Genomic DNA, 23,474 nt, shown 5'->3' with positions numbered 1-23,474 from the left:
GGCGCGCAAACGCTCCGGCCGCGCGGCGCGCGGCAGGAAGCCGTCGGCGCGGGCCGCGTGGGCGCGCGCGGCGGCGAGCAGGTCGGCCGCACCCTCGCCATCCGGCGGCAGGTCGCCGAAGAGATATCCGACCTTGCCTGGCGCCATGAGCGCCGCGGCGCATGCGCGCTTGCAGCCGGACAGGCAGGCGACGCCGGCAACCTGGACGTCTCGGTCCGCGGCTGCGCGGACGGCGGCGAGCAGGGCGGCACCGGGGCGCGGCGCCTCAGGGTTGGCGCCGGGCGCACGGCAGCGTGTGCAGACCAGCAGGGTGGTGGGCGGCATCGATCAGTTATGTGATAACATCACGTCATCCGCAAGGGTCTTGCCTCGTTGCTGCGGCCGGCCGACATGGGTGGAGCCCCGCCGTAGGGGCGCCGACGGAATGCCGATGCGCGACGGACTGCCACGCAACCAGGCCCTGGTGCTCGACATGCTGCGGTCCGACCAGGGCCGGGCGCTGACGGCCTATGAGTTGCTCGCGCGCCTCGGCCCGGCCGGGATGCGCGGGCCGCAGACGATCTATCGCGCGCTGGAGGGCCTGCTGAAGTGCGGCCTGATCCATCGGATCGAGAGCCTGAATGCCTTCACTGCCTGCGCCCATGCCCATGAGGGGCACGGGTATGGCCACCACACCCATCGCCCCGCCTTCGCCGTGTGCCGCAACTGCGGCGCGGTGCGGGAGCTGGACGATCCAGCGTTGGCTGCCGTGCTTGGCGTGGTGGCCGACCGCTCCGGCTTCGCGGTCCAGGACCGGGTGATCGAGCTGGTCGGCGCCTGCGGGGCCTGCGCCGCCGCGCCGGGCTGATCACGGGCGCGACACGCGACCGCACTGCTCTGCTCCGGACCTGCCGCCAAGCCGGAGCGACCGTAACGTTATCACGGAACACGCCGGCGCCCCTTCGGAAGCCCTGCCATGATCCGCACTCTGTCCATGCTGCTCTTCGCCGCCCTGCCGGCCACCGCGGAGACGGTGACGGCGAAGGCGATCGCCGAGCTCGGCGTGGCCTCGTGGTCGCGGGCGAGGCGGCGACAGCGCGCAGTCCAGGCGAAGGTGCGCTCGATCACCCAGCGGCGGGGCTGCACGGCGAAGCCGCGCTGCTCTGGCGTCGGCCCGACGAGTTCGACGCGGACCGGCGTGGCGTGAGCGACGCACACCCCGGCATAGGCGCGATCGGCGTAGCACAGGGCAATGAAGGGCCATGGAAGCCGCGAGGTCCGCAGCAGCGCGATCCCGCCGTGGCTGTCATGCAGGTCGGCGGGCGAGACCGCGACCAGCAGCAGGCGCCCATCGGTGTCGACTGGAGCATGGCGCTTGCGCCGCACCACGCGCTTGGCGGCGTACCCGCGCCGCCCGGCAACGCCGGTGCCGCCCGAGCGAGCGGCTTGCGCATCCACCGCCGCGGCGGTCGGCGAGGCATCACGCCCAACCCGCTCACGGTCAAGCGAGTTCACTGATCGGCTCGAAGTCGTGGCGGGGGGGCGGTCTCAATCTGCCAGATGCACCTGGCGAAGGGGCTCGAGTTCCGCGCGGTGGTCGTCATGGGTTGCGACGACGAGGTGTTGCCCCTGCAGCAGCGCATAGAAGCCGTGACGGACGAGGCTGACCTGCAAGAGATCTACGAGACCGAGCGACACCTTCTCTATGTGGACTGCACTCGGGCCCGGGATCGGCCTTGGGTGTCGGGAGTCAGACCCCGATCGGAGTTCCTCCGCGACCTGACTGCGCTCGGGTAATGTGGAAGCCCAATCGATAGCTCGGCAGCCGGTGCCGTCCACGCCATCAGATCCAAGTCCAGCTCGACGTGTCGCTGCGCTCGTCAGCGGCCTGCCGGCTTGGTTCGCTGCTCGGCGCGCTTGGCGGCGGGACGCCAGCCCAGCGCTTCGGACGCAGCCTGGGCTGCCTTCCGCAGCGCCGCCGCTACCTTCCCATCCTTGTTGACGTCGAGCAGCCCGGCCGGACCGAGCGCCGTCAGCGCCGCCTGCAGCGTGCCATCGCCGCCGAAGACCGGCGCGGAGAGCGCGGCAAGGCCGCTCTGCACAAGGCCGTCCGTGCTGGCGAGTCCCTCGGCCCGCACACAGTCCAGCACTGGGCGCAACTGCGTCGTGCGGGCTTCTGGCAGCGCGGCCAACGCACCAGGAAGGAACGCCAGGAACAGCCGCCCGCTCGCCGAGATGTCGAGCGGCAAGGCGAAGCCAATGCGGATCGTGAGCGGCGTCGGGCGACGCCCGTCCTGCCTCGAGACGATCACCGGCGCCGCTCCCGACCAGACGGAGAGGTGGATCGCCTCGCCAGTCGCTGCGACGAAGCTGCGCATCGGCTCGCGCGCAGCGTCGGCCGGGTCGAGCCGTGCGAGCGCGGCAAGGCCAAGCGTGAGTGCATAGGGCCCGAGCCGATAGCGGTCCCCGCCCTGTTCCTGCGCGACCAGGCCCACTGCGCGGAAGCTCGTGAGATAGGCATGCGCACGGCTTGGCGTCATGCCCGCTTCCGCCGCGAGGTCCTTGAGCGAGGTCAGCCCGTGCCGCCGTTCCAGGGCGCGGATCAGCCCGAAGCCCGCGACGACGGAGTTGATCGCACGGCTCTCGCCATCCCGCTGTGGCATCAGATCGGCACCTCGTCCACGCGATAGCGGAACAGCCAGTCGTAGCGGTCATGGATGCGGGGTTCGGACCATTCCTCCGCAACGTAGCGGGCGGCTCCCTCGGCATCGGCGAGGAGTGGATTGTGGAAGCGCCGCGCATTCTCCGCCGCGCCGCGCACCATCCGGGTGGTGCGCTCGCGCCGCGCTGCCTCGTAGCGGCGGAAGGCGTCGGGCAGATCTTCGCTATGGGCGGCGACGGCGCGGGCGAGGACATAGCCGTCCTCGATCGCCTGCACAGCGCCCTGTGCCAGCATCGGCAATGTCGGATGGCATGCATCACCGAGCAGCGTGACGCGCCCGACCGACCAGCGCGGCAGCGGGTCGCGCAGCTTCAGAGCCCAGACGTGCGGATCCTCGATGCCGTGGATCATCGCCTGCACATCCGCGTGCCAGCCGGCGAAGTCGCCCGCAAGCTGCGCGGTGGTGCCGCGCGCCGTCCAGCTTTCCACCTGCCAGTCGTCGCGCTCCACGATGCCGACGAAGTTCATCAACGCGCCGCCGCGCAGGGGGTAATGCACGACATGGCGCCCAGGTCCGACCCAGTTGGTGCCGACGAAGCGATGCATGTGGGCGGGCAGGCGCTCCATGGGGATCAGGCCCCGCCAGGCGACGAGGCCGGAGAAGCGGGCCTCGTCTGCCCCGAACAGGCCGACGCGCACGCGCGAATGCACGCCGTCGGCGCCGACCAGCGCGGCGCCATGCAGACTCCGGCCATCCTCCAGCGTCACCTCGACGCCTTCGCCCGTGTCGCGGAAGCCCGCGAGTCGCGCGTTCAGCCGCACCGCATCCGGCTTGATCGCGCGCACGCCGCCGAGGAGCGCGGCCAGGAGGTCGGGGCGATAGACGGTCAGGTAGGGCGAGCCATAGCGCGCCACGGACTCCGCGCCGAGGTCGAACAGCTTCCAGGTCTGCCCGCTGTTCCAAAGCCGGATCTCCTTGCCGGCCGCCTCGCAGGAGGTCTCGGTGACGGCCCCAGCCACGCCCAGCAGCGCCAGGGCACGCGAGCCATTGGCGCTGATCTGCACGCCGGCGCCCACCTCCTTCAGCTCCGGCGCCTGCTCCACGACCTCGACGTCGATGCCGTGCCGAAGCAGGGCGAGGGCGGCCGATAGCCCGCCGATCCCCGCGCCGGCGATCAGGATGCGCGCCATGCGGCTACGCGGCCATGTCCGTCGTGGCGTCGTAGGCAAAGATCCAGCCCCGATCCGTCGGCGGGGGCGGCGGGACCTTGCGGTTGTTCTCGAATTGGGTGCGCGCCTGGAGCTGCACCCTGCCTGCGCGCGGCGCTCTCTCGCGGTCATAGGCGGCAAGCCCCGCATCGGCGTCGTCATGGCGCGCCAGGTTGCGCGCCAGCGCGTAGCCGTCCTCCATCGAGATCGCCGCGCCCTGCGCGAGGGTCGGCATCATGGGATGCGCCGCGTCGCCGAGCAGCGTCACACGCCCCCTGGTCCAGCTCGGCAGAGGCTCGCGGTCGTGGATGCCCCATTTGAAGACCTCGGAGGCGACGCGGAACATGCCCAGCATCGCCTCGTTCCAGCCCGCATAGGCGTTGAGCATGTCCTCCACGGTGCTGGGCACGGACCAGCCTTCCTCGGCCCAGCCATGCGCCACGCGCCCGGCGAAGATGTTGTAGAGGCGGCCGGAGCGGATGGGGTAGCAGATGACGTGCCCCGTCGGGCCGAGCCAACCTACATACTCGCTGCGCTTCACCTGCACGGACCCGCCAGGCCCGACCTGGGTCGGGACTGCCTCGATCGGCACCATGGCGCGCCAGCAGATCTGCCCGGTGAAGCGCGGCGCGTCCGGGCCGAACAGCGCCTCGCGGACGACGGAGCGGATTCCGTCGGCGCCGACCACGATGTCTCCTTCCGCCTCGCTCCCATCAGCGAAGCGGGCGACGGCGCTGCCGGCCCGGCTCTCCACGCCGATGCAGCGCGCGCCGAGGCGGACGATGCGCTCTGGCACGAGGGAGTGGAGCGCGGCGTGCAGGTCGGCCCGATGCGCGGTGAGGTAGGGTGCGCCGAACTCGGCCTCCCTCTCGCCCAGCAGCTTCTCGCGGAAGCGCAGGCTGGCATCGTCCCATTTCAGCGAGACCCAGTTGACCGGCTCGCAGGCGGCCTGCCGCATGCGTTCCTCAAGGCCGAGCCCGCGCAGCACCTTCACCGCATTGGGGCCGAGTTGCAGCCCGGCGCCGACCTCGCCGAGATGCGGCGCGCGCTCGTGCACCTCCACCTCGAAGCCGTGGCGCAGCAGCGCGGCCGTGGCGGCCAAGCCGCCGATTCCAGCGCCGATGATGACGACCTTCGCCCGCCGCGCCATTACGCGTCCGCCTTGATGCCTAGCCGCTCGATCAGCCCGCCCCAGACGCGCACCTCCTCCGTGACGGCGGCGCGGAATTCGGCGGGGGTGGAGCCCACCACCTCGAAGCCCGCGGTTTCGAGCGCGCGCTTCGTCTGCGGATCGGCCAGACCGGCTCGGCAGGCCGCAGCCAAGCGCGCGACGACGTCCGGGGGCGTGCCGGCGGGCCCGACCATGCCGATCCAGGAATAGCTCTCCATGCCGGTCAGCCCCTGCTCGGCAAGCGTCGGGATATCGGGCGCCTGGGCGAACCGCTCGGCGGACGTGACCGCCAGGGCACGCAGCCTGCCGTCCCGCACCTGGGGCAGCACGGCGGCGGCGATGGCGAACATCGCGTCGGTGCGTCCGGCGACGAGGTCAACCACCGCCTCGGGGAAGCCGCGGTAGATGACGTTCGTCAGGTCGATCCCCTGGGTGATCTTCAGCGCCTCCATCGAGAGATGGCTGCCGGCGCCCACGCCAACGCTGCCATAGGTCATCGAACCGCGTCGCTCCCGCGCCAGCCGGACCAGGCCCGGCGCGTCGCGCACCTCCGTCGTCGGGTTGACGACCAGGATTTGCGGCGCGCGCACGAGCAGTGACACATGCACGAGATCGCGTTCCTGGTCGTAGGGCAGGCGGCGATACAGGGCGCGAGCCAGTGCGATCGGGCCGTTCGTCGCGACGGCGAAGCTGTGCCCGTCGGACGACTTGGCGACGATGTCCGTGCCGACCGTGCCCCCGGCGCCCGTGCGGTTCTCCACGACGACAGGCTGCCCCAGCGCCGCCTGGAGGTGCGGCGCGACGGCGCGGGCGGTGATGTCCGGCGTGGAGCCCGGCGAGAAGACCGCGACGAGCCGTACCGGCCGCTGCGGCCAGGATTGCGGCTGCGCCGATGCCGCGCCGGGCAACGCTGCCAGGACGGGGAGTGCGAGCAGGGGCCTGCGGCCGATGCTGATCATAGCCCGTTTCCTCCCGGTTCGCAGGCGCCTGTCCGCGGCGCTTCTGCGTCCTGGCAACTAGTTTGATATCGGTGAATGCCGTTCGTCAAATCGCTTGGCTAGGCTGTCCGGTCTGGTCGCGCAGCCATTGGATCGCATCCGCATGCTGGTTGCGCGGCGAAAGCACGTTTCGCTCGACCGTGACCGGCCGGCCGACGGACCACACCTTGGAAAGCGCATGTATCGAGCAAGAAGATTGGCGGGATGCGCCGCACCCTGCTGCGCGGGCTGGAGCGCCTCGGATGGAGCTTCACGCTCCGGGGCGCGGCCTACAAGCTCGTCGGGCAGCCGAAGCTGTTGGCGCCTGCCTGAGCGGCGCCCAACGCCGCCGCGAGAAGACAATCCATCGCCGTTCGCGGCCGATAACCAGGCTCATTAGCCCATCAAAGCCTGCTCACCTGACCACGGCGGCCCAGCAAACAAACTTCCCAGCCGCCAATTCCCGCAGCCTGCTAGATCGCCACCGTGATGTATTGGCATCGTCGGCTGCGCGTCCTCGCATCGCCCGACTCCGAACACGCGAACACATCAAGCCCGTTGGCCAGCGCCAGCGGACTTGCTGCGTTGTTGCGGCCGCCGGCACCGGCCGCCCGCAGCATCGACGCCAAGTGCCCGATCAGCTCGATCCGGTGACCCTCGCCGGGCGCCGACGGGGGATGCACCTCGACGCGCTCCATCAGGGCCCGCATGGTCTCGAGGGTGGAGTTGGAGTTGAAGCGGAGAACAACCGCCCGCTGGAGTTGACCCGGCTTCGTGGACACCCCGAGGCTTGAGACGGAGGTGTCCGAGATGCCGAAATTCGGGGTGGCCTCAGGGCGAACGCCTGAGGAGCTTGCCCGCGAGTTCGAGCCGACGGCGCAGTCGATCTGGAACTGGGTGCGCCAGGCCGAGCGCTATGGTGGCGCTCGCAAGGACGGCGGCGTGACCGGCCCGGAGCGCGAGGAGCTGTCGAAGCTTCGGCGTGAGAACCACCGCCTGCGCCAGGAGCGCGACATCTTGGCAAAGGCGGCGGTCCGGTTCGCAAGGGGTCGAGGGCCAAGGGCCATCGACGCCCCGACCGGGTCTTCGAATTCATGAGCGCGCACCAGGCCGAGTTCCCCATTGCCACCATGGCGCGCGTCCTCGGCGTCTCGCCCTCCGGCTACTACGCGTGGCGCGGCTGATGTGCGGGGCCGGGCTGCGCGGCGTATCTCGGCGCCAACGACCTGGTCGGCCGCGACGTCCGGGCCGCGGGCCCGAACCGACTCCGGGTGGCCGATATCACCTAGGTGCCGACCGCGGCGGGCTTCCTGTTCCTCGCCGTCGTGCTGGACGCCTGGTCGCGCCGCATCGTCGGCTGGGCCATGGCGACGGACCTGCGCGCGCGTCTGGTGCTCGATGCGCTCGACATGGCGGTGACGACAAGGACGCCCGCCGACGTGGTGCATCACTCGGACCAGGGCAGCCAATACACATCCCTGGCCTTCGGTTTGAGATGCGCAGCAGAATTGTGCCTCGGCGCGTGGTGGACATTCGCCGATCATCGGAGAGGCTCGAGACTGATCAGGCGACCACGGCGGGCAGCCTGACGGTGTCAGTATGCAGGACGTGCGCGAGCGCTTCCAGGCTCATGTAGCGGCGCGCGACGGCCCATTCGTCGTTGGTCTCAAGCATCTGGGCGCCGACGAGCCTGATGACGACCTCGTCGTTGGGAAAGATGCCGACGACATCGGCGCGGCGCTTCACCTCCCTGTTCAGACGCCCCATAGGGTTGGTACTGGCAATCTGCGGCCAGTGGTCCTTGGGGAAGTCCATGTAGGCGGGGACGTCATCGCGCGAGGCGTCCATCATCGCGCTGAGCTTCTGCTGCTTTTCGCGGAGCGCGTCGGCGACGGTGTTCCACTGCGTCACGGCCTCGGCCTTGGTGTCCTGCGCGAAGATCGCCTTCAGCATGGCGACGATAGCGGCGCGCTGCTTGGCCGGCGCGTGGGCCAAGGCATTCCTCATCCAACGAACTCTGCACCGTTGGAGGGTGGCGTTGAACACGCGGCGGGTGGCGGCGCGCAGGCCTTTGTGGTCATCGGCGATGACGAGCTGGATGCCGCGCAGTCCGCGATCGGCGAGCGAGCGGAGGAAGTCGGTCCAGAATGTCTCCGCCTCGGACGGCCCGGTGGCGACACCGAGCACCTCGCGCTTGCCGTCCTTGTTGACCCCGACGACGATTATCGCGGCACGGCTAACGATCCGGCCGCCGTCGCGGACCTTCAGGTGGTTGGCGTCGAGCCAGAGATACGGCCAGCGCCATTCGATCGGCCGGCTGAGGAAGGCGTTCAAGCGGGTGTCGATCTCGGTGCAGAGCTGCGAGACTTGGCTCTTCGACATGCCGCCGGCGCCCAGCGCCTTCACCAGATCATCGACGGCGCGCGTGGAGATGCCGTGGACGTAGGCCTCCTGCACCACGGCCACCAGCGCCTTCTCGGCGGTCCGGCGGGGCTCGAGGAAGCCCACGTCAGGGGGCACAAACCAAAGCAGCAGGCGTGCGCCCCTCCGCGGGCTCGGTCGGAGCTGCCGATGGCAACGCCATGGCAGAGGCGTTCTTCGCCACACTCGAGCGCGAGCTGGTGGACCGGGGCAGCTTCCGCTCCCAGGCCGAGGCCCGGCTGGCGGCGTTCGCCTTCATCGAGGGCTTCTACAACCAGACCAGGCGTCACTCCGCCCTGGGCTACCTCTCGCTCATCGAATACGAAGCCAGAGCCATGGCCGAGAACGACTGATCCCCGCCCGCCAACCGTCCACGGAAGCGGGGCAACTCCAACTCCAACTCCAACTTCAGTTCGGGTCGGCCTCAGCGAAGCAGCGGCAGCATCACCCGGCTCGGCCGCGTGGCATCCACGAAGACCGAGTTGGTCGCCACGCGACACCCGCGCGATAGGCCTTCGGGCTCACCTGTGTTCGGGTTGACGTCGTATTTTGGGAAGTTCGACGACGAAACGTCCAGCCGGATCCGGTGCCCAGGCAGGAACAGGTTGGCGATCGGAAGTGTCAGTCGGATGCGCCGCACCTCGCCTGGCGTATTGAGCCGTGGCCGCGCTGGGTCCTCCGCATAGCGCAGCCGCAGGATGGTGTCACCGAGCAACATCGCATAGCCGCGTGGGTAGTCGGCGCTGGCAGGATGCACGTCCACGAGCTTGACCGTGATGTCCGTGTCAGGCGCGTCGGTGGCGACGAAGAGCTCGACCTCCACCGGCCCGACCACCTGCACGGCCTCCCGCAGCGGCGCGGTCTGGAACACCAGTACGTCGGGCCGCGAGGCGAGGGGGAGGTAGGGCGGTGAGCAACCGAAGAAGCCTGGGGCTTCGACCTGGTCATGGCTGCCGGGCGTGGCAATCGGCTCCATCGAGGAGAAGTTGCCGCCGATCGCCGGCACGGGATGGGCGGGATCGAAGCGGAAGCTCACCGGCGCGGCGCCTGCGGTGGGCGTGGCGGGGTCGAGAGAGCCGTCGCCATGCAGGTGGAACGCCGTCGACGCGGCATCCGGCAAGGGCCAGTCCTGCGCAGTGATCCAGCGCCCGCCATGGTCGAGATGCCCCCCTGGTGTGCGCCGGCCGCTGCCCCCTCCCATGACGAAGACGCGCACTGGCGGCTCGCCATCCGCGATGCCGCGCACGGCATGATCCAGGAAGCGCACGCGATGCGAGTTCCAGTCCCCGGCCCAGGAATCGATCGGCGCCTCGGGCCCGAAATCCACGTCGCCGAAGACGCGCCGGCTGCGCTCACCATGCGTCCAGGGGCCCAGGATCAGCCGCTGCGGCCCTCGACCGGCGCGTTTCAGGCCGACATAGTTGGCCGTCACCGTCGAGGGATAGGGATCGAACCACGACGACATGTGAAGGACGGCGGCACGGCTGTAACGGTCGTGGAAGCCCTCCGCCCAGATGCCGACGCGTCGCCATCTCTCGTCGAAGGCACCCGCCTGCCACTGGTCCAGCAGCACGCGCTCATAGGTCGGATGGTGGCGCAGCGGCGAATGCCCGGCGCGCCAGGGCATCCGCGTGAACCAGGCCGAGAGGGCCTCCGCCTCCAGCGCGGCGCGCAGCACGGGATCGGTGAGCGCCTCCGGCGAGCGGCGGGCCTCGTTGAAGGCCCAGCTCACCTGCTTCAGCTCGAAGGCGCCGTTGTGGCGGATGGCGTTGCGCCACCCATTGTCGAAGCCCCCGGAATCCAGGACCTGGGCAACCAAGCCCGGCGGATCGAGACAGCCCAGCGCCGCGCCGGCATGTGCGCCATAGGACATGCCGATCGTTGCGATCCGCCCGTCGCACCAAGGCTGGCCGAGAATCCAGGCGCAGCTGTCGAAGCCGTCGGCGCCCTCGTTGAGGTACTTCTCGAAGACGCCCTCGGACTCGCCGCGGCCGCGGCAATCCTGCAGCACCACAGCATAGCCCGCGCGGGTGAAGACGGCGGCGAGGCGCGGGCCGTCCATCGGCTCGGGATCGGCCTGCGTCACCTCGATGCGACGGGGCGCATCGCGGCCATAGGGCGTGCGCTCCAGCACCACCGGGAACGGCCCGGCGCCCTCCGGCAGATATAGACTTGCGGCGAGCCGAGCGCCGTCGCGCATCGGCGCGTACAGCGTGGTGCCCGAGACGGGCGGTGGCAGCGGGTTCATCGCACGATACGCGCGAAGCGGACCGAGGTCTCGTCCAGCATGTTGGCATCGTGCACGATGTCGCCGCGCGAGGCCCAGAAGCTCTTCTGCCACAGCAGCGGGATGATGCCCTGGTCGTCCATCGCGATCCGCGTCGCCTCCACCAGCAGGTGGTTGCGCTCGTTCTCGTCGAAGACCTCGAGCGCGCGGGCCAGCGCCGCGTCGAAGTCGGGGTTGGAGTAGCGCCCGCGGTTGGTACCGCCCATGCCGCGCGCCAGGTCGCGCGTGGCGAGCAGCCCGCGCAGCCCGTCGGCGGAATGCGGGGACGCGCTGTTGTAGGCGAAGAGGAAGGCGGAGAAGCGCTGATCGCTTGCCTGGCCGATATAGACGTTGAAGGGCATGGTGACGACGTCGTTGATCCTGATGCCGCCACGCGCCAGCATTTGGCCCAGTGCCTGCGCCATCGCCGCGTCCTGAGGGAAGCGGTTGTTGGAGGAATGGATAGTCAGGCCGAAGCCGTTCGGCCAGCCCGCTTCCGTGAGCAGCGCGCGCGCCCGCGCGGGGTCGAAGGGCATCGGCGCCAGCGTGGGATCGTAGCCGCCCTGGCCGACCGGGACGATCTGCCCCGCCGGAACGCCGCCGCCTGACAGCAGCGTATTCACCAGCGCCTCGCGGTTGATCAGCATGGACATCGCCTGGCGCACGCGCCGGTCGCGCAGCGGGTTGCGCGCCATGGGCCGGCCCTCGGCGTCGGTCACAAAGGGGCTTTCGTCGCGCGCGGAATCCATCGCCATGTAGGCGATGCGCGGCGTGACGATGGAGGTCACGCGGATGCCGCGCTCACGCTCCAGACGCGCCACGTCGCCGGCGGGCACGGCGTCGATGATGTCCACCCCGCCCGACAGCAGCGAGGCGATGCGCGCAGCGGGGTTGGTGATGAACCGCACCGTCACGCGGTCGAATTCGGTCGCGCCGCGCCAGTGGCCGTCGAAGCGGCGAAGCTCCATACGGTCTCCGGGCGTCCAGGACACGAAGCGCATCGGCCCGGTGCCGATGGCCGCGCGGCCCGCGTTGAATTCGGCGGTGGTGGCGCCCTGCGCGACGCGGCGGGAGACGATGTAGACCTGCCCGATCTGCTCCAGCAGCAGCGGCGTCGGCACGCGGGAGGTGACGCGGATGGTGTGCGGATCGACCACCGTCATCGTCGCGATGTCGCCGACGTTGCGCGCCCAGCTCGAAGGGCTGTTCGGCACGTCCTTGGCGCGGTTCAGGGAGAAGACCACGTCCTCCGCGGTGAAGGGCGAGCCATCATGGAACCGCACGTCCTCGCGCAGCCGGATCTCCCAGGTCAGCGGATCCAGCACGCGCCACGACGCCGCGAGAGAGGGACCGATCGCCTGATTGACGTCGAAGTTCAGCAGGCTGTCGTAGACGTTGCGCATCGTAGAGGCGTCGTTGCCCGCATTGTTGAAGTGCGGGTCGATCGCGGCGTGCTCGGCGACGCGCGCCATGGTGATGTCGCGCGCAGCAGTCGGTGTCGCGCCGAGGAGGGCTGCCAGGATGGCAGCGAGACAGCGGAACTGCGTCGTCATGTCGTTCTCCCCTCGTGCGGGCCTTGGCGTCCTGGCCCTTGTGGCCCGCAGCGTTGACGCAGAAGGAGCCCGGAGCCTACCATCGTTACCGTAAGTAAGGAAAGCCGATGGCCGCGGAGCAGCTGCGGACGAGAAGGCAGACGCGCGCGGCCGTGCTTGACCGTCTGCTGGCCACAGGCGGCCTGTTCCGGCCGCAGCTCGCCGCGGATTGCGGCCTGACCGAAGTGAGCATCTCCCGCATCCTGGCCGATCTGCGGGAGGAGGGGCTGGTCGAGGAGACACGGCGCCCTGCGCCCTATCCGGGCGGTCCGAGCCAGATCGTTACTGTGGCTCAGGATCAATGGGTCGCCGGCTTCACCCTCGCCAATCGCCGCCTCTCCTTCGGCGCCGCCACGCTCGGCGGCGATATCGCCTATCTCGAACGCCTGCCGCTGCCCGACCTGACCGATCGCGCTGCCCTTGCCGACGCCTTCGTGCGAGCGATCGACGCCCTCCGCAGTTGGTGCGGTGCGCGCGGCGTCGTGCCGCTGCGCATCGGCGTCTCGATTCCCGGCCTGCGCGAACGGGCTGACGCACCAAATCCGATCACCGCACTCGACGCGGCCTGGCTCTCCGCACACCTTGAGGTCGCGTTCCCGGCGGTGCCGCACGCCCTGGTCAACGCGGTCGCCGCACGCGCGGCGGCGCACCTCTTCGGGCCGGGCAGCGAGCCCGTCGCGACGCGGCATCTCTTTGTCCATCTCGGGCGCGGCATCGGCGGCGCCTGGGTCGAGCCGGTGACCGCCGCCGCGCCGATCCGCCCGATCGAGTTCGGCCATGTGGTGGTCGAACGGCACGGCCCGGCCTGTCGCTGCGGACATCGCGGCTGCCTCGAGACCTTTGCCTCGGCGGGCGCCATCGGCCGGATCTTCGATATCGGGGAAGCCGAGATGCTCGCCGCCGACAACGACTGGCTGCGGCTCGTGCGCATGACCGACCGGCGCCGAAGGCTGGTGGCCGATGCGCTGCACCGGGTGGGCCTGGCCATCGGCAACGTGCTCAACATCGTCCGCGTCTCGCTTGTCGCGATCTCCGGCTGGCCGAGCGCCTTGCCGGAGGACCAGCGCGTGGCGCTGCACCAGGGCATCGAGGACAGCGTTTTCGGCGGCACGGCGGCGCTGCGTGTGCCGCTGCGCTTCCTGCCTTCCACCCTGGGCTCGGACCCGCGGCCTGCACTGGCCTGGGCGATGCACGAGCTCGTGCGCGACGGCGGACTCGCGCCGCGTCGCGAGGAAACGAGGCGCGTCGCGAGTTAGCGCACCATCCAAGGCCGATGGCGCATAGCCGCACGAAAGGTGGACGGCCGATGACGACCCTGCAGACGGCGCCCCGGAACACAGGCCCGACTGTCCGCGCTTCGCATCGGCGCCGCATCCATCAGCTTGCCGACCGCCGGCAGCGGTAGAGCGAGACGTTGACCGCCAGCGGCCCGACCGAGCCGATCAGCAGCGTGTAGCCTTCGGGTGCTGCCTTGACCGCGCTATCGGTGCCCATATTGCCGCCTGCGCCCGGCCGGTTGTCGATCACCACCGGCCGGCTCCAGCGCCGCTCAAGCCGTGCGCCTGCCATGCGGGCGATGATGTCTGTCGTCATTCCCGCGGTGAAGGAAACGACGCTGCGCGGCGACCGCGCCTGCCAGCCACGCGCCTGGGCGCGGGCGATGGCGGGCAGCAGCAGCATCAGTGGGCCAGAGCGACGCGGCGCCGGATTGTCATGTCGCTTCTCCCGTCTTGCTCCTGGACGTTTCGAACGTCGCCGGACGGAAGCCCAGTACCGCCTATCGTCCGCCCGCCGCCGCATGCTGGCGGAAGCGCGGCATCACTTCCTGGGCCAGGCGTCGCATGCTCTCCTGCTCCCACGCCGCGTTCGGGCCGCTCCAGTCGAGACCGGCCATGAGAAGATGATCGAAGGGCCCGACCCTCTCGCGAAGCGCGACGAGGCGGTCGAGCACAGTCGCAGCGGAGCCGCAGATCACGCAATCCTCGATGATCGCCTCCAGCGTCACCGCCTCGTCCGGCAGATCCTCGCGGGGCTTGAAGGTCGAGAGCAGCCCGGCCCGCCGCGCCAGCGTCGAAAGGTAGTGGAAGTAGTAGCGGTTGGCGGAGCTGGCGTCGAAGACGCGCGCCTCCGCCTCTGAATCCGTCGCGGCGACGCAGATGTTGCGCGCGACACGCCAGTCCGTCCGGGCGGTGCGGCCCGTCGCGGCGCGCGCGGCCTGCAGCGTGCGGCCATGCCCCTCCACCACACGCTCAGAGACGAAGTTCGCCGAGACCACGCCCCAGCCGCGCTCGACCGCCGTGCGCACGCCGAAGCTGTCCGCACTGCGTGCGGTGATGGCGATGGGCGGATGCGGATGCTGGAGCGGCTTCGGCATGGTGCCGATGCCGAATTCGGGGATCACCGCCTGCGCGATGCGCGCCGTCCAGGTCGGGCCGGCGATGTCGTAGGGCGGATCGCTGGCCCAGATGGTCTGTATCGCCTCGATCGACTCCAGCATGCGCTTGCCGCGCTGCATGGCGTCGGTGTTGCCGAACAGCTCCCAATCCGATGGAAGGCCGCCCGGCCCGATGCCGAGGATCAGGCGTCCGCCCGTCATGTGGTCGAACTGCGCGACCTCCGCCGCGACCTTCGCCGGATGGTGGTTGGGCAGGTTGATGACGCCGGTGGCGAAGGTGAGCTTCGTGCGCGGCGCGAGCGCAGCCATGAACATCAGCGGCGAGGCGATCGGCTCGGAGGTGGCGGAGAAATGCTCCCCTACCCACAACTCGTCGAAGCCGAGCCTGTCCGCCAGCAGCGACTTCTCCGTGTCCTCCGCCAGCATCGCGTGCATCGGCCGGTCCGGCGGATGCAGCGGCATCATGAACAGGCCGAGGCGCATCGGCGCAGCCTCCGGCGGCTACAAGGTCAGCCCGCGCGCGGCGAGCGCCTTCAGGAAGTTCGGCTCGGGGTTCGGCAGCGGCGGGAGGTCCCAGGAGCCCGTGCCGATCGGGCGGATCTCGCGGTCCACCGGCACCTCCAGCAGGTAGGGCCGGTTCGCGGCAACCGCCGTGCGGATCGCGTCCTCCAGTTCGCCCACATGCGTCACGCGATGCGACGCCACGCCGTAGGACTTCGCCATCATCGCGAAATCGGGGCTGTAAAGCTCGCCGGTGCGCTGGACCTCGAAGGCGGTGGCGAGTTCGCGCCCGCCGAACATGCCGTGCTGGATGTCGCGGATCGAGCAGAATCCGTTGTTGTTCCACACCACCCACACCGCCGGAATGTCGTACTCCACCGCGGTCGCCAGCGCATGTGGCGTCATCAGGAACGACCCGTCGCCGACCACCGCGACGCAGGGCCGGTCGGGTGCGGCGAGCTTGGCGCCAAGGATGCCCGACGTCGCGAAGCCCATCGCCGCGAAGCCCCAGGAATGGATCAGGTGGCGCGGGCGCAGCGTGTCCATCAGCTGGATGATCCAATTGTGGTGCACGCCGACATCGCTCGCCACCACTGCCTCCTCCGGCACGGCGCGGGCGAGCGCGGCCATCAGACGCTCGGGACGCAGCGGCATCTGGTCGGAAGTCGCGAGCCCGGCCTGGTATTCGCGCCAGACCGCGCGGCCCTTCTCCAGCCGATCGAGCCAGGCCCCATCCTGGCGCGTCCCGCCGATGCGCGCCTCCGCCATCTCGTGCAGCAGCTCGAGGCTCGCCTTCGCATCGCCGAGGATGCCGTATTCCGTCGGGTAGTTGCGGCCGATCTCGGACGGGTCGAGATCGATCTGGATCAGCCTCGAAGGCGGGATGGACAGCGTGTATCCGTCCAGCCAGGCGCTGGTCGCGCGGTCGTCGAAGGAGAAGCCGATGGCGAGGATCACGTCGGCGTTGCGCGTCGCGTCATTCGCCGCGTAGGCGCCGTTGCGCCCGATGGCGCCGAAGGCGAGGCGATGGCGGTCGGGGATCGCGCCCTTGCCGTTCGGGCTGGTGACCACGGGGATGTTCGTGCGCTCGGCGAAGGCGAGCAGCGCGTCGCAGGCGCGGCCGAGGATCACACCCTGGCCGGCGATGATGACCGGCCGCTCCGCCTTCAGCAGCAGGTCGAGCGCGGCCGACAGCTCCTTCGGATTGCCTGGTGCGCCGTTGATGACAGGGCGCGACGGTGCGGAGGTCGTGACCGTCGCTTCCTCGACAAAGACGTTCAGCGGCACGTCGAGGTTGACCGGGCCGGGGCGCCCCGCCGTCAGCTGGTCCCAGGCCTGGGTCACCGCCAGCTGCACCATGTCGGCCCGCGTCGGCTGGTAGCTGCGCTTGACGTAAGGGCGAATGACGGATGGGAAGTCGCCCTGGAAGTGCCGCCCCGTCTCCTGGAAGGGGCCGCGGTTGAATTGGCCGGTCGGCACGTTCCCGGTGATCGCCAGGAAGGCCGAGCTGTCCATCATCGCTGCGGCGAGGGCGACCACCAGGTTGGCCGAGCCGGGGCCGCAGGAGGTGAAGGTCGCCACGGGCTCGCCGCGCACTTTGTAGTAGGCGTCGGCCATGTGGCCCGCGGTCTGCTCGTGATGGGTTGAGATGGTGCGGATGCGGTTCTGCGCCTTGAAGGCCGCGTCCATGAAGCCGGTGATTCCGTGGCCGCAGAGGCCAAACAGATACGGCACCTTCTGCTTCGTCAGGTGGTCCACGATGATGTCGGCGCCGTTCATCAGCGCCGTCCTGTTCATGCCGTCCATGGCGTTTCCCCGGTTGTCCTTCTCGATCAGGCGGCGGCTGCGGACGGGCTGCCGAGCATGCGGGAGATCCGCGCGGCAGTCGCCTTCACCTGGGGCAGCAACTCCGCCACGGCCTGTGGCGTCATGCGCGAGGCGGGCGCGGAGATGGCGAGCGCAGCGCTCGGCCGCCCGGCATGGTCGGTGATCGGCGCGGCGAGGCAGCGCAGGCCGAGCTCGATCTCCTCCTCGTCGGGGGCGAACCCCTCCTGGCGCACCCGATGCAGCGCCTCGCGCAGCGCGGCGGGCGTCGTGATGGTGTTCGGCGTGAAGCGCGCCATGCCGTGCCGGGCGAGCAGGGCCTCGACCTCGGCGTCCGGCAGCTGCGCGAGCAGCACCTTGCCCAGCGCGCTCGCGTGCGCGGGGCTGCGCTTGCCGACGGAGGAGTGCATGCGCACCGCGCGCGTGCCGTCCACCACTTGCACGGTGACGACGACGCCGTCGTGCAGGATCCCGACATGAACGGTCTCGCCGGTTGCCTCGGCCAGGTCCTGCAGCGGCGGCAGGGCCTGCCAGCGCAGCGTCTGGTGGTGCACCGCGGCCGCACCCAGCGTGTGCAGGCGAAGGCCCGGCCCGTAGCGCCCGCTCGCCGCGTCCTTGGCGACGTAGCCGAACTGCTCCAGCGTGTGCAGCACGCGGAACAGCGTCGCCTTGTTCTGGCGCAGATGCTGCGCCAACTCCGCGAGGCTCCAGGACCCCTGGCTGGCGAAGCAGTCGATAACCTCCAGCCCGCGATGGAGCGAGGCAAGGTGGTAGGGATCCCGGCCACGCTGGTCCCTGGCGCCCTGCGCTGCGGCGTCGGTCGCCATCATCTCCTCCCCGCCCATGCCCTGCCCCTTCGCAGTGCGAAACGACGGCCGTGCAAATCTACCCTTGACGCCGAAATCTGAAAAGCGTTTCGCTACGAGAAATTAGAACGAGGCGCAGCTTCGGCTTCGCCAGGGAGGAAGGACATGAAGCGTCTCGTCGCCGCGGCACTGCTGTTGCTCGGCTTCGCCGGCCCCGGTGTCGCGCAGGAATTCCCGACCCGGCCCATCACCATGCTCGTGGTCTTCGCCCCCGGCGGCGCCACCGACGTGCTGGCGCGGATCGTCGCCGACCACATGGCCCGCACGCTGAACCAGCGGATCGTGGTGGAGAACGTTTCGGGCGCCGGTGGCACGATCGGCGGGGCACGCGGCGCGCAAGCTGCCCCCGACGGCTACACGCTGACGGTCGGGAGTCTGGGCAGCCATTCCGCGGCGCCCGCCATCTATCGCTCCATCGCCTATGACCCGCGCGAGCTGCAGCCGATCGGGCTGATCGCCGGCACGCCGCTCTATTTCGTCGTGCGCAACGGCTTCCCGGCCCGGACGATGCAGGAGTTCCTGGCCTATACACGGGCGAACCCCGGTCGCGTCTCCAACGGGCATGCGGGGGTGGGCTCGACGAATCATCTGGCCTGCGCGCTGTTCCAGCACGTCGCCGGTGTGCAGATGAACAACATCTCGTATCGCGGCGAGGGGCCTGCGGTGAACGACATCGTGGCCCAGCAGGTGGACAGCGCCTGCGTGCTGGCGCCCGCAGCGGTGCCGCAGATCCAACAGGGCACGATGCGGGGACTGCTCCTCGCAGCGCCCGAGCGTTCCGCGGGGACGCCGGACGTCGCCTCGGCGGTCGAGGCCGGCGTGCCGGACTACGTCTTCCAGGGCTGGAACGCCGTCTTCGCGCCGCGCGGTACGCCGCCAGCAGTCGTCGCGCGTCTCGACCAGGCGATGCGCGCCGCGCTGAACGATCCCGCCATCATCCGCCGAATCGAGCAGCTCGGCTCCATCCCGGCCCGGCCCGAGGCACAGGGGCCGGAGGCGCTGCGCACCCTGGTCCGCAACGAGGTGGATCGCTGGGCGACGGTGGTCCGCGCCGCGAACATCACCGCAGAGTAGGGCGATGTGCACGATGCTCACTCGGCGCGGCTTCGGCGCGGCACTCGGCGGGATGCTCGCCGTGCCCGCGCTGGCACAGTCGCCGGTCTGGCCGAACCGCCCCATCCGGCTGATCAGCCCCTTCGCCCCGGGCGGCCCGCAGGATGTGCCGGCGCGCTTCTTCGTGGATCACCTCACCCCGCGGCTCGGACAGCCGGTGGTCTATGAAAGCCGCGCTGGCGCGGGCGGCGCGCTCGGCATGCAGCATGTCGCGCAGGCGACAGACGGGCACAGCTTCCTGATCACATCGAACGCCATCGCCTCTCTGCCCGCATTGCGGCGGGACCTGGCCTTCGATCCGCTCACCGACCTGCTGCCGGTGACGCTGGTCAACGAATCACCGCTGGTGATCGCGGTGCGCGCGAACGGCCCGGCGAGCCTGGCCGATTATCTTGCCCGTGCGCGCGCCACGCCGGGGCGATTGTCTTTCGGCAGTTCGGGCGTCGGCTCGGCGACGCATCTCGCCGGCGCGCTCCTGATGCAGCGGGCCGGGATCGAGCTTCTGCACGTACCCTATCGCGGCGCGGGCCAGCTCGTTGCGGCGCTGATGTCCGGCGACGTGGACAGCTTCATCGGCGACATCTCTCTCACACTCGAGCATGTGCGGGCTGGGACTATGCGGGTGCTCGCGGTGACGACCGCAGAGCGGGCGCCGGCCCTGCCCGAGGTGCCCGCCCTCCGCGAACAGGTGACAGGCTATGTGGTGCCGTTCTGGTTCGGCCTCTTCGCGGGGAAGGCGACGCCGCCGGAGGCGATCCGTCGCCTCCTCGCCGAGCTCGCGCCGCTCGCCGCACCCGATAGCGAGCTGTCCCGGCGCATGGCCGAACGCGGCTCGCAGCTCCTGCTGACCGGACAGGAGCCGCTGGCCGCGCGCCTGCGCGCCGAGGTGCCGCAATGGCGCGCGGTGGTTTCGCAGGGGAACATCACGCCCGAATAGTGCGGCTGCGTCACGTGCCGACCATCGCGTCCCATTCGGGCAGCGGGCGCTGCTCCACTGGCACGAGCCAGGCCGCATGGTTGACCCGGCGCACCACTTCGGCCGGCAGGATGATCTCGCGCGGCACAGGCAGGCCGGACAGGTGCCGCAGCGCGGCCATGGCAGCCAGGGCGCCCATGCGGAAGCCGCAATAGTCCATCGTGGCGAGCAGCCGTCCGCGCCCGATCTCCTGCGCGGCCTCGATCGTCCCGTTATTGCCGACTACGAGCGCCTGCCGGCCCGCCGCGTCGAGCGCATCCAGCGCGCCGAGAGCCATCAGGTCGTTGCTGCAGATCACGGCGTCGATACGCGCGTGCAGGGCCAGCAGCCCGGCCATTGCCTCGCGTCCGCCCGAACGCAGGTACCGTCCCGGCGCGGAAGCGAGCAGGCGCATGCCTGGCGCTGCGGCGAGCGCTGCGCGGAACCCGACGCCCCGGTCGCGGCTTGTCGGCGCAGTCTCCGGTCCCTCGATCAGCACCGCCGTGCCGCAGCCGCCGAGCGCCTCGATTGCGACGTCCGCAATCCGTCGGCCCATCGCGACATCATCCGCGCCGACGAAGGACACGAAATCGCCCCGCATTCGGTTCACGAACCCGACCAGCGGGATGCCCGCCGCGTTGGCCTCGGCCACGGGCTGCTCCAGCAGGCGATCGTCGGCGGGGGCGAAGAGGATCGCGTCGGGCCGGTCCGCAATCACCGCCCTGAGCAACACCGCCTGCTCGGCCGGATCGTCCGGCGTTGCGGGCACGTGCCGGCTGGCCCGTGCGCCGGCGAATGACGCTGCGCGCTCGGCACCATGGAGGAAGGCGCGATAGTTGGGGTTCTCGTCGTTCTTGGTGAAGACTGCGATGCGCCGCATCATGCCCAGGGCTCCGAAGCGCGTGACGGGACAAGCTCCCGCGACGGCTCAAGCCTAGCAGCGGGGCGCCGTCGAAGGCGCGGCCGGCAGTTCGCAGTGTCGAACGCTACGGCGCAAGGCTTCATGGGCCGAATGGCGCCGCGCCGGCGTGCGGCCCGCAGCGATCAGGGAACTGACCGGGTGGCGTCGAAGGCCACCTACGAGATGCTGGCCGAGGCGTTCCGGCAGGAGTGGAGCGCAACCTGCTTCGCCCCGCTCGGCGAGGTAGCGTCCGCGGAGGTTGTGGAAGTTCGGGCTTCGACTGGGGTGTAGGGCTGGGGTGGCCACCGGACCTGGCGGCCAGCATTCCATTCCCGGCGCACAAAGGGGTGACTCTTGGGATTCAGCCCATGCGGTCGGTCGTGATGCATCGGCGGTCCTGCCGGGCTGTCAGACCTCATGTAGCAACGGCCGCCCCTGCCGGCTGACGGAGGGCGAGCAGGCGACGCTGGAGGCCATTGTGCTGCAGGGGCCGAACCCGGAGGTCGACGGGGTCTCGACCTGGCGGCTGGTCGACCTCTGCCGGATCGTGCGGGAGCGGTTCGGCGTTGCCTACGGCGAGACTGGCATGGGCCGGCTGATGCACAGCCTCGACACGTCTTGCACGGACGCCGCGGCTGCCCTGCAGGAGGGCGGGCTGCAGGACGGGCTGAAGAAGGCGCTCGCCGAGCGGGCGCTGAACGCCGAGATGAACCACCATCTCGGTGGCGAGGCCGGGGTCGGGAACAGCCGCAACGGCTATGGCCGCAAGACGGTGACGACGGATAGTGGCGGGGGATCGCGCTGGAGGTTCCGCGTGACCGGCAGGGCAGCTTCGACCCGCAGCTGATCGCCCAGTACCAGCGCCGCTTCCCCGGCTTCGACGAGAAGATCGTGTCGCTGTACGCGCGCGGGATGAGCTCGCGAGCGATCGCGGGCCACCTGCTCGACCTCTGTGGCCTGGAGGTCTCGCCGGACCTGGTCAGCGCGGTCACCGATGCCGTGCTGGACGAGCTCGCCACCTGGCAGGCCCGCCTGCTGGAACCGGTCCACCCGCGGGTCTTCTTCGACGCGCTGCGGGTGAGGAGCCGCGACGCGGGGATGGCCCGCAAAAAGGCGGTGCACTTCGCGCTCGGCGTGCGGGCGGACGGCACGAAGGAGATCCTCGGCCTCTGGCTAGAGCAGAACGAGGGCGCCAAGTTCTGGCTCCGCGTGCTGAACGAGCTGCGCAACCGCGGCATTGAGGACATCCTCCTGGCTGCGGTTGATGGCCTGAAGGGCTTCCCCGACGCCATCGGAGCTGCGTTTCCCGAGACGGCAGTGCAGTCCTGCATCGTCCACCTCCTGCCCTACCGACGAGGCCGCGCCGAAGCTGCTCTATCTCGTCTTGAACAGGACCGCGCGGGAGTGGAGGATGCCGCCCCGCGAGTGGGCCATGGCCAAGGCGCCGTTCGCCGTGATCTTCGGCCAGCGCTTTACGAAAGCCTTGGCCTGACCGTGTCGTTCAATCGACCGGACGCACACGGAAGTCCCGACACTCCCAGGATCCCGATCCCGGCCGTCATGCGGCGCATCCCCCGCGCGGCACGTCCACCGCGTCAGCCCGCATCGCCGCTGAAGTAGTCGGTCACGCCATCGAGCGTCACCAGCCGCGGATAGTCGGCCTCGGGGATCGGGCGTCCCGTCCGCTGGTGCAGCGCGGTGACGAAATTCAGGACATCCATCGAGTCGAGGTCGAGCGCATCGCGCAGATCCTCCCCGCCCTTCACCCTGGCGAGATCCGCTTCCGGCGCGATGCCAGCCAGGATGTCGGCGACCAGGGCCAGGGTCTCGTCCCGCGTCATAGTTCCTCCGGCTTCTGCAGCAGCGCCGCCATCCGCGCGAGCAGCAGCCCGCCGCGATGGCCGTCCGAGGCGCGATGATCGCCCGCGAGCGTGACCGTCACGACGCGCCGCGGCACCACCGCGCCGTCCACCATCCACGGGCGTTCGACGACGCGGCCGACGCCCAGCATCGCCACCTGCGGCGGGTGGATGATCGGCAGCACGCTCTCCGCGCCGCGCTCGCCGAGGCTGGTCACGGTGATGGTCGGGCCCGAGAGTTCCGACCCGCGCAGGCCGCCGCCCCGCGCGCGCGCCACGAGGTCGCGCATCGCCGCCATCAGCTCGTCGAGTGACAGTTTGTCGGCATGGCGGATCGCCGGCGCGATAAGCCCGCCGCCACGCAGCGCGACCGCCCAGCCGACATGCACGCCCTCGCCAGGTCGGAAGCCGTCCCCTTCCCAGAAGCCGTTCAGGTCGGGCGTCGCCGCGACGGCCAGCGCCGTGGCGCGCAGCAGCATCGCCGCCGGCAGCAGGCGCGCGGGTGGATCCCGCCCGGCATTGAGGCCCTCGAGCCGTCGCAGGGCCGGCGTCATGTCCATGGTCTCGGCGAGGTAGTAGTGCGGGATCTCGGCGTTCGAGCGGCTCATCGCGGCGCCGATCGCGCGGCGCATCGCCTGCGGATCGAAGCCGGCCGCCCGGCGCGGCGTCTCCGCCGGCAGGTCGGCCAGGCAGATCGCGCCGTCCACGCCGGTCCCGCGCAGGCCCTCCAGCCGCAGGCCCAACATCGCCGCACGACGGCGCGCGGCGGGCGAGACGCGGATC

Annotated in this window: 21 protein-coding genes and 6 pseudogenes; 10 read left to right on the top strand and 17 right to left on the bottom strand. The window is 70.4% G+C overall.

From position 1 onward, the window contains the following. A partial coding sequence (locus tag OZN99_RS06520; RefSeq protein ID WP_270934376.1) for a DUF1636 family protein occupies nucleotides 1–324 on the bottom strand: 324 nt, incomplete at its 3' end. A 106-nt stretch (nucleotides 325–430) separates the two neighbouring features. Here OZN99_RS06520 and OZN99_RS06515 point away from each other — a divergent pair. Then, nucleotides 431–847, top strand: a complete 417-nt coding sequence (locus tag OZN99_RS06515) for a Fur family transcriptional regulator (protein WP_270934375.1) — start codon at nucleotides 431–433, stop codon at nucleotides 845–847. A 71-nt stretch (nucleotides 848–918) separates the two neighbouring features. Here OZN99_RS06515 and OZN99_RS06510 read toward each other — a convergent pair. Continuing rightward, nucleotides 919–1,482, bottom strand: a pseudogene (locus OZN99_RS06510) (transposase); the annotation flags it as partial. A 48-nt stretch (nucleotides 1,483–1,530) separates the two neighbouring features. Here OZN99_RS06510 and OZN99_RS06505 point away from each other — a divergent pair. Next, nucleotides 1,531–1,776, top strand: coding sequence for a 3'-5' exonuclease (locus OZN99_RS06505; protein ID WP_456299871.1), 246 nt, complete (start codon nucleotides 1,531–1,533; stop codon nucleotides 1,774–1,776). An 83-nt stretch (nucleotides 1,777–1,859) separates the two neighbouring features. On the opposite strand, the gene OZN99_RS06500 is transcribed toward OZN99_RS06505, so the two are convergent. From OZN99_RS06500 to OZN99_RS06480, 5 genes are all read right to left on the bottom strand, one after another. Further along, nucleotides 1,860–2,642, bottom strand: a complete 783-nt coding sequence (locus OZN99_RS06500) for an IclR family transcriptional regulator (protein ID WP_270934374.1) — start codon at nucleotides 2,640–2,642, stop codon at nucleotides 1,860–1,862. After that, nucleotides 2,642–3,832, bottom strand: a complete 1,191-nt coding sequence (locus OZN99_RS06495; RefSeq protein WP_270934373.1) for an FAD-dependent monooxygenase — start codon at nucleotides 3,830–3,832, stop codon at nucleotides 2,642–2,644. Before OZN99_RS06495 ends, OZN99_RS06500 begins: the two co-directional genes overlap by 1 nt. A 4-nt stretch (nucleotides 3,833–3,836) precedes the next feature. Further along, nucleotides 3,837–5,000: an FAD-dependent monooxygenase gene (locus OZN99_RS06490; RefSeq protein WP_270934372.1), complete on the bottom strand. Its 1,164-nt coding sequence runs from the start codon at nucleotides 4,998–5,000 to the stop codon at nucleotides 3,837–3,839. Continuing rightward, complete coding sequence (locus OZN99_RS06485; RefSeq protein WP_270934371.1) at nucleotides 5,000–5,980, bottom strand: Bug family tripartite tricarboxylate transporter substrate binding protein; 981 nt, start codon at nucleotides 5,978–5,980, stop codon at nucleotides 5,000–5,002. The genes OZN99_RS06490 and OZN99_RS06485 overlap by 1 nt, the downstream gene beginning before the upstream one ends. A gap of 491 nt (nucleotides 5,981–6,471) precedes the next feature. Beyond that, nucleotides 6,472–6,696: a hypothetical protein gene (locus tag OZN99_RS06480; RefSeq protein ID WP_270934370.1), complete on the bottom strand. Its 225-nt coding sequence runs from the start codon at nucleotides 6,694–6,696 to the stop codon at nucleotides 6,472–6,474. A 103-nt stretch (nucleotides 6,697–6,799) separates the two neighbouring features. On the opposite strand from OZN99_RS06480, the gene OZN99_RS06475 reads away from it, so the two are divergent. Beyond that, nucleotides 6,800–7,096: a transposase gene (locus OZN99_RS06475; protein WP_270934369.1), complete on the top strand. Its 297-nt coding sequence runs from the start codon at nucleotides 6,800–6,802 to the stop codon at nucleotides 7,094–7,096. Then, a pseudogene (locus OZN99_RS33520) lies at nucleotides 7,081–7,500 on the top strand (DDE-type integrase/transposase/recombinase); the annotation flags it as partial. The gene OZN99_RS06475 and the pseudogene OZN99_RS33520, both read left to right, overlap by 16 nt. Before the next feature lie 61 nt (nucleotides 7,501–7,561). On the opposite strand, the pseudogene OZN99_RS06465 reads toward OZN99_RS33520, so the two are convergent. Further along, nucleotides 7,562–8,500, bottom strand: a pseudogene (locus OZN99_RS06465) (IS256 family transposase); the annotation flags it as partial. 29 nt (nucleotides 8,501–8,529) lie between these two features. Here OZN99_RS06465 and OZN99_RS06460 point away from each other — a divergent pair. Then, nucleotides 8,530–8,772: pseudogene (locus OZN99_RS06460) on the top strand (integrase core domain-containing protein); the annotation flags it as partial. A 71-nt stretch (nucleotides 8,773–8,843) separates the two neighbouring features. Here the strand turns inward: OZN99_RS06460 and OZN99_RS06455 are convergent. After that, on the bottom strand, nucleotides 8,844–10,667 hold the full coding sequence (locus tag OZN99_RS06455; protein WP_270934367.1) for a CocE/NonD family hydrolase: 1,824 nt from the start codon (nucleotides 10,665–10,667) through the stop codon (nucleotides 8,844–8,846). Further along, a complete protein-coding gene (locus tag OZN99_RS06450) occupies nucleotides 10,664–12,238 on the bottom strand; it encodes an ABC transporter substrate-binding protein (protein WP_270934366.1) in 1,575 nt (524 codons plus the stop codon). The genes OZN99_RS06455 and OZN99_RS06450 overlap by 4 nt, the downstream gene beginning before the upstream one ends. A 152-nt stretch (nucleotides 12,239–12,390) precedes the next feature. Between OZN99_RS06450 and OZN99_RS06445 the strand changes: the two genes are divergently transcribed. Then, nucleotides 12,391–13,533 (top strand): ROK family transcriptional regulator, encoded by a 1,143-nt coding sequence (locus OZN99_RS06445; RefSeq protein WP_270934365.1) that lies wholly within the window; start codon nucleotides 12,391–12,393, stop codon nucleotides 13,531–13,533. A 121-nt stretch (nucleotides 13,534–13,654) separates the two neighbouring features. Here OZN99_RS06445 and OZN99_RS06440 read toward each other — a convergent pair whose 3' ends face one another. The 4 genes from OZN99_RS06440 to OZN99_RS06425 form a co-directional block, all read right to left on the bottom strand. Then, nucleotides 13,655–13,957, bottom strand: coding sequence for a Bug family tripartite tricarboxylate transporter substrate binding protein (locus OZN99_RS06440; protein ID WP_270934364.1), 303 nt, complete (start codon nucleotides 13,955–13,957; stop codon nucleotides 13,655–13,657). Between the two features lie 97 nt (nucleotides 13,958–14,054). Continuing rightward, a complete protein-coding gene (locus tag OZN99_RS06435; RefSeq protein WP_270934363.1) occupies nucleotides 14,055–15,155 on the bottom strand; it encodes an LLM class flavin-dependent oxidoreductase in 1,101 nt (366 codons plus the stop codon). An 18-nt stretch (nucleotides 15,156–15,173) separates the two neighbouring features. Then, a complete protein-coding gene (locus tag OZN99_RS06430) occupies nucleotides 15,174–16,979 on the bottom strand; it encodes a thiamine pyrophosphate-binding protein (RefSeq protein WP_270934362.1) in 1,806 nt (601 codons plus the stop codon). A gap of 26 nt (nucleotides 16,980–17,005) precedes the next feature. Continuing rightward, nucleotides 17,006–17,827: an IclR family transcriptional regulator gene (locus OZN99_RS06425; RefSeq protein WP_270934361.1), complete on the bottom strand. Its 822-nt coding sequence runs from the start codon at nucleotides 17,825–17,827 to the stop codon at nucleotides 17,006–17,008. A 141-nt stretch (nucleotides 17,828–17,968) separates the two neighbouring features. Between OZN99_RS06425 and OZN99_RS06420 the strand changes: the two genes are divergently transcribed. Together OZN99_RS06420 and OZN99_RS06415 are read left to right on the top strand one after the other, a co-directional pair. Further along, entirely contained in the window at nucleotides 17,969–18,937 is a 969-nt protein-coding gene (locus OZN99_RS06420; RefSeq protein ID WP_270934360.1) for a Bug family tripartite tricarboxylate transporter substrate binding protein, read from the top strand. Nucleotides 18,938–19,100: 163 nt separating this feature from the next. Further along, nucleotides 19,101–19,913 (top strand): Bug family tripartite tricarboxylate transporter substrate binding protein, encoded by an 813-nt coding sequence (locus OZN99_RS06415; protein ID WP_270934359.1) that lies wholly within the window; start codon nucleotides 19,101–19,103, stop codon nucleotides 19,911–19,913. A 10-nt stretch (nucleotides 19,914–19,923) separates the two neighbouring features. Here OZN99_RS06415 and OZN99_RS06410 read toward each other — a convergent pair whose 3' ends face one another. Continuing rightward, nucleotides 19,924–20,814, bottom strand: coding sequence for a sugar ABC transporter substrate-binding protein (locus OZN99_RS06410; protein ID WP_270934358.1), 891 nt, complete (start codon nucleotides 20,812–20,814; stop codon nucleotides 19,924–19,926). A 316-nt stretch (nucleotides 20,815–21,130) separates the two neighbouring features. Between OZN99_RS06410 and OZN99_RS33435 the strand changes: the two are divergent. Together OZN99_RS33435 and OZN99_RS06400 are read left to right on the top strand one after the other, a co-directional pair. Continuing rightward, nucleotides 21,131–21,406 (top strand): annotated as a pseudogene (locus OZN99_RS33435) (hypothetical protein); the annotation flags it as partial. Between the two features lie 12 nt (nucleotides 21,407–21,418). Beyond that, nucleotides 21,419–22,324: pseudogene (locus OZN99_RS06400) on the top strand (IS256 family transposase). A 103-nt stretch (nucleotides 22,325–22,427) separates the two neighbouring features. On the opposite strand, the gene OZN99_RS06395 reads toward OZN99_RS06400, so the two are convergent. Together OZN99_RS06395 and OZN99_RS06390 are read right to left on the bottom strand one after the other, a co-directional pair. Further along, the gene (locus OZN99_RS06395) at nucleotides 22,428–22,673 is read right to left on the bottom strand and encodes an acyl carrier protein (RefSeq protein WP_270934357.1); all 246 of its coding nucleotides are present in this window, start codon (nucleotides 22,671–22,673) and stop codon (nucleotides 22,428–22,430) included. After that, the coding region (locus OZN99_RS06390; RefSeq protein ID WP_270934356.1) for a 2-oxo acid dehydrogenase subunit E2 at nucleotides 22,670–23,474 on the bottom strand (805 nt) is incomplete at its 5' end. The genes OZN99_RS06390 and OZN99_RS06395, both read right to left, overlap by 4 nt.

It is taken from the genome of Falsiroseomonas oryzae (assembly GCF_027856955.1).
GTDB classification, from domain to species: domain Bacteria; phylum Pseudomonadota; class Alphaproteobacteria; order Acetobacterales; family Acetobacteraceae; genus Falsiroseomonas; species Falsiroseomonas oryzae.
Note: the sequence above shows the minus strand (reverse complement) of the source record. Positions and strands in the feature narration are given on the sequence as shown.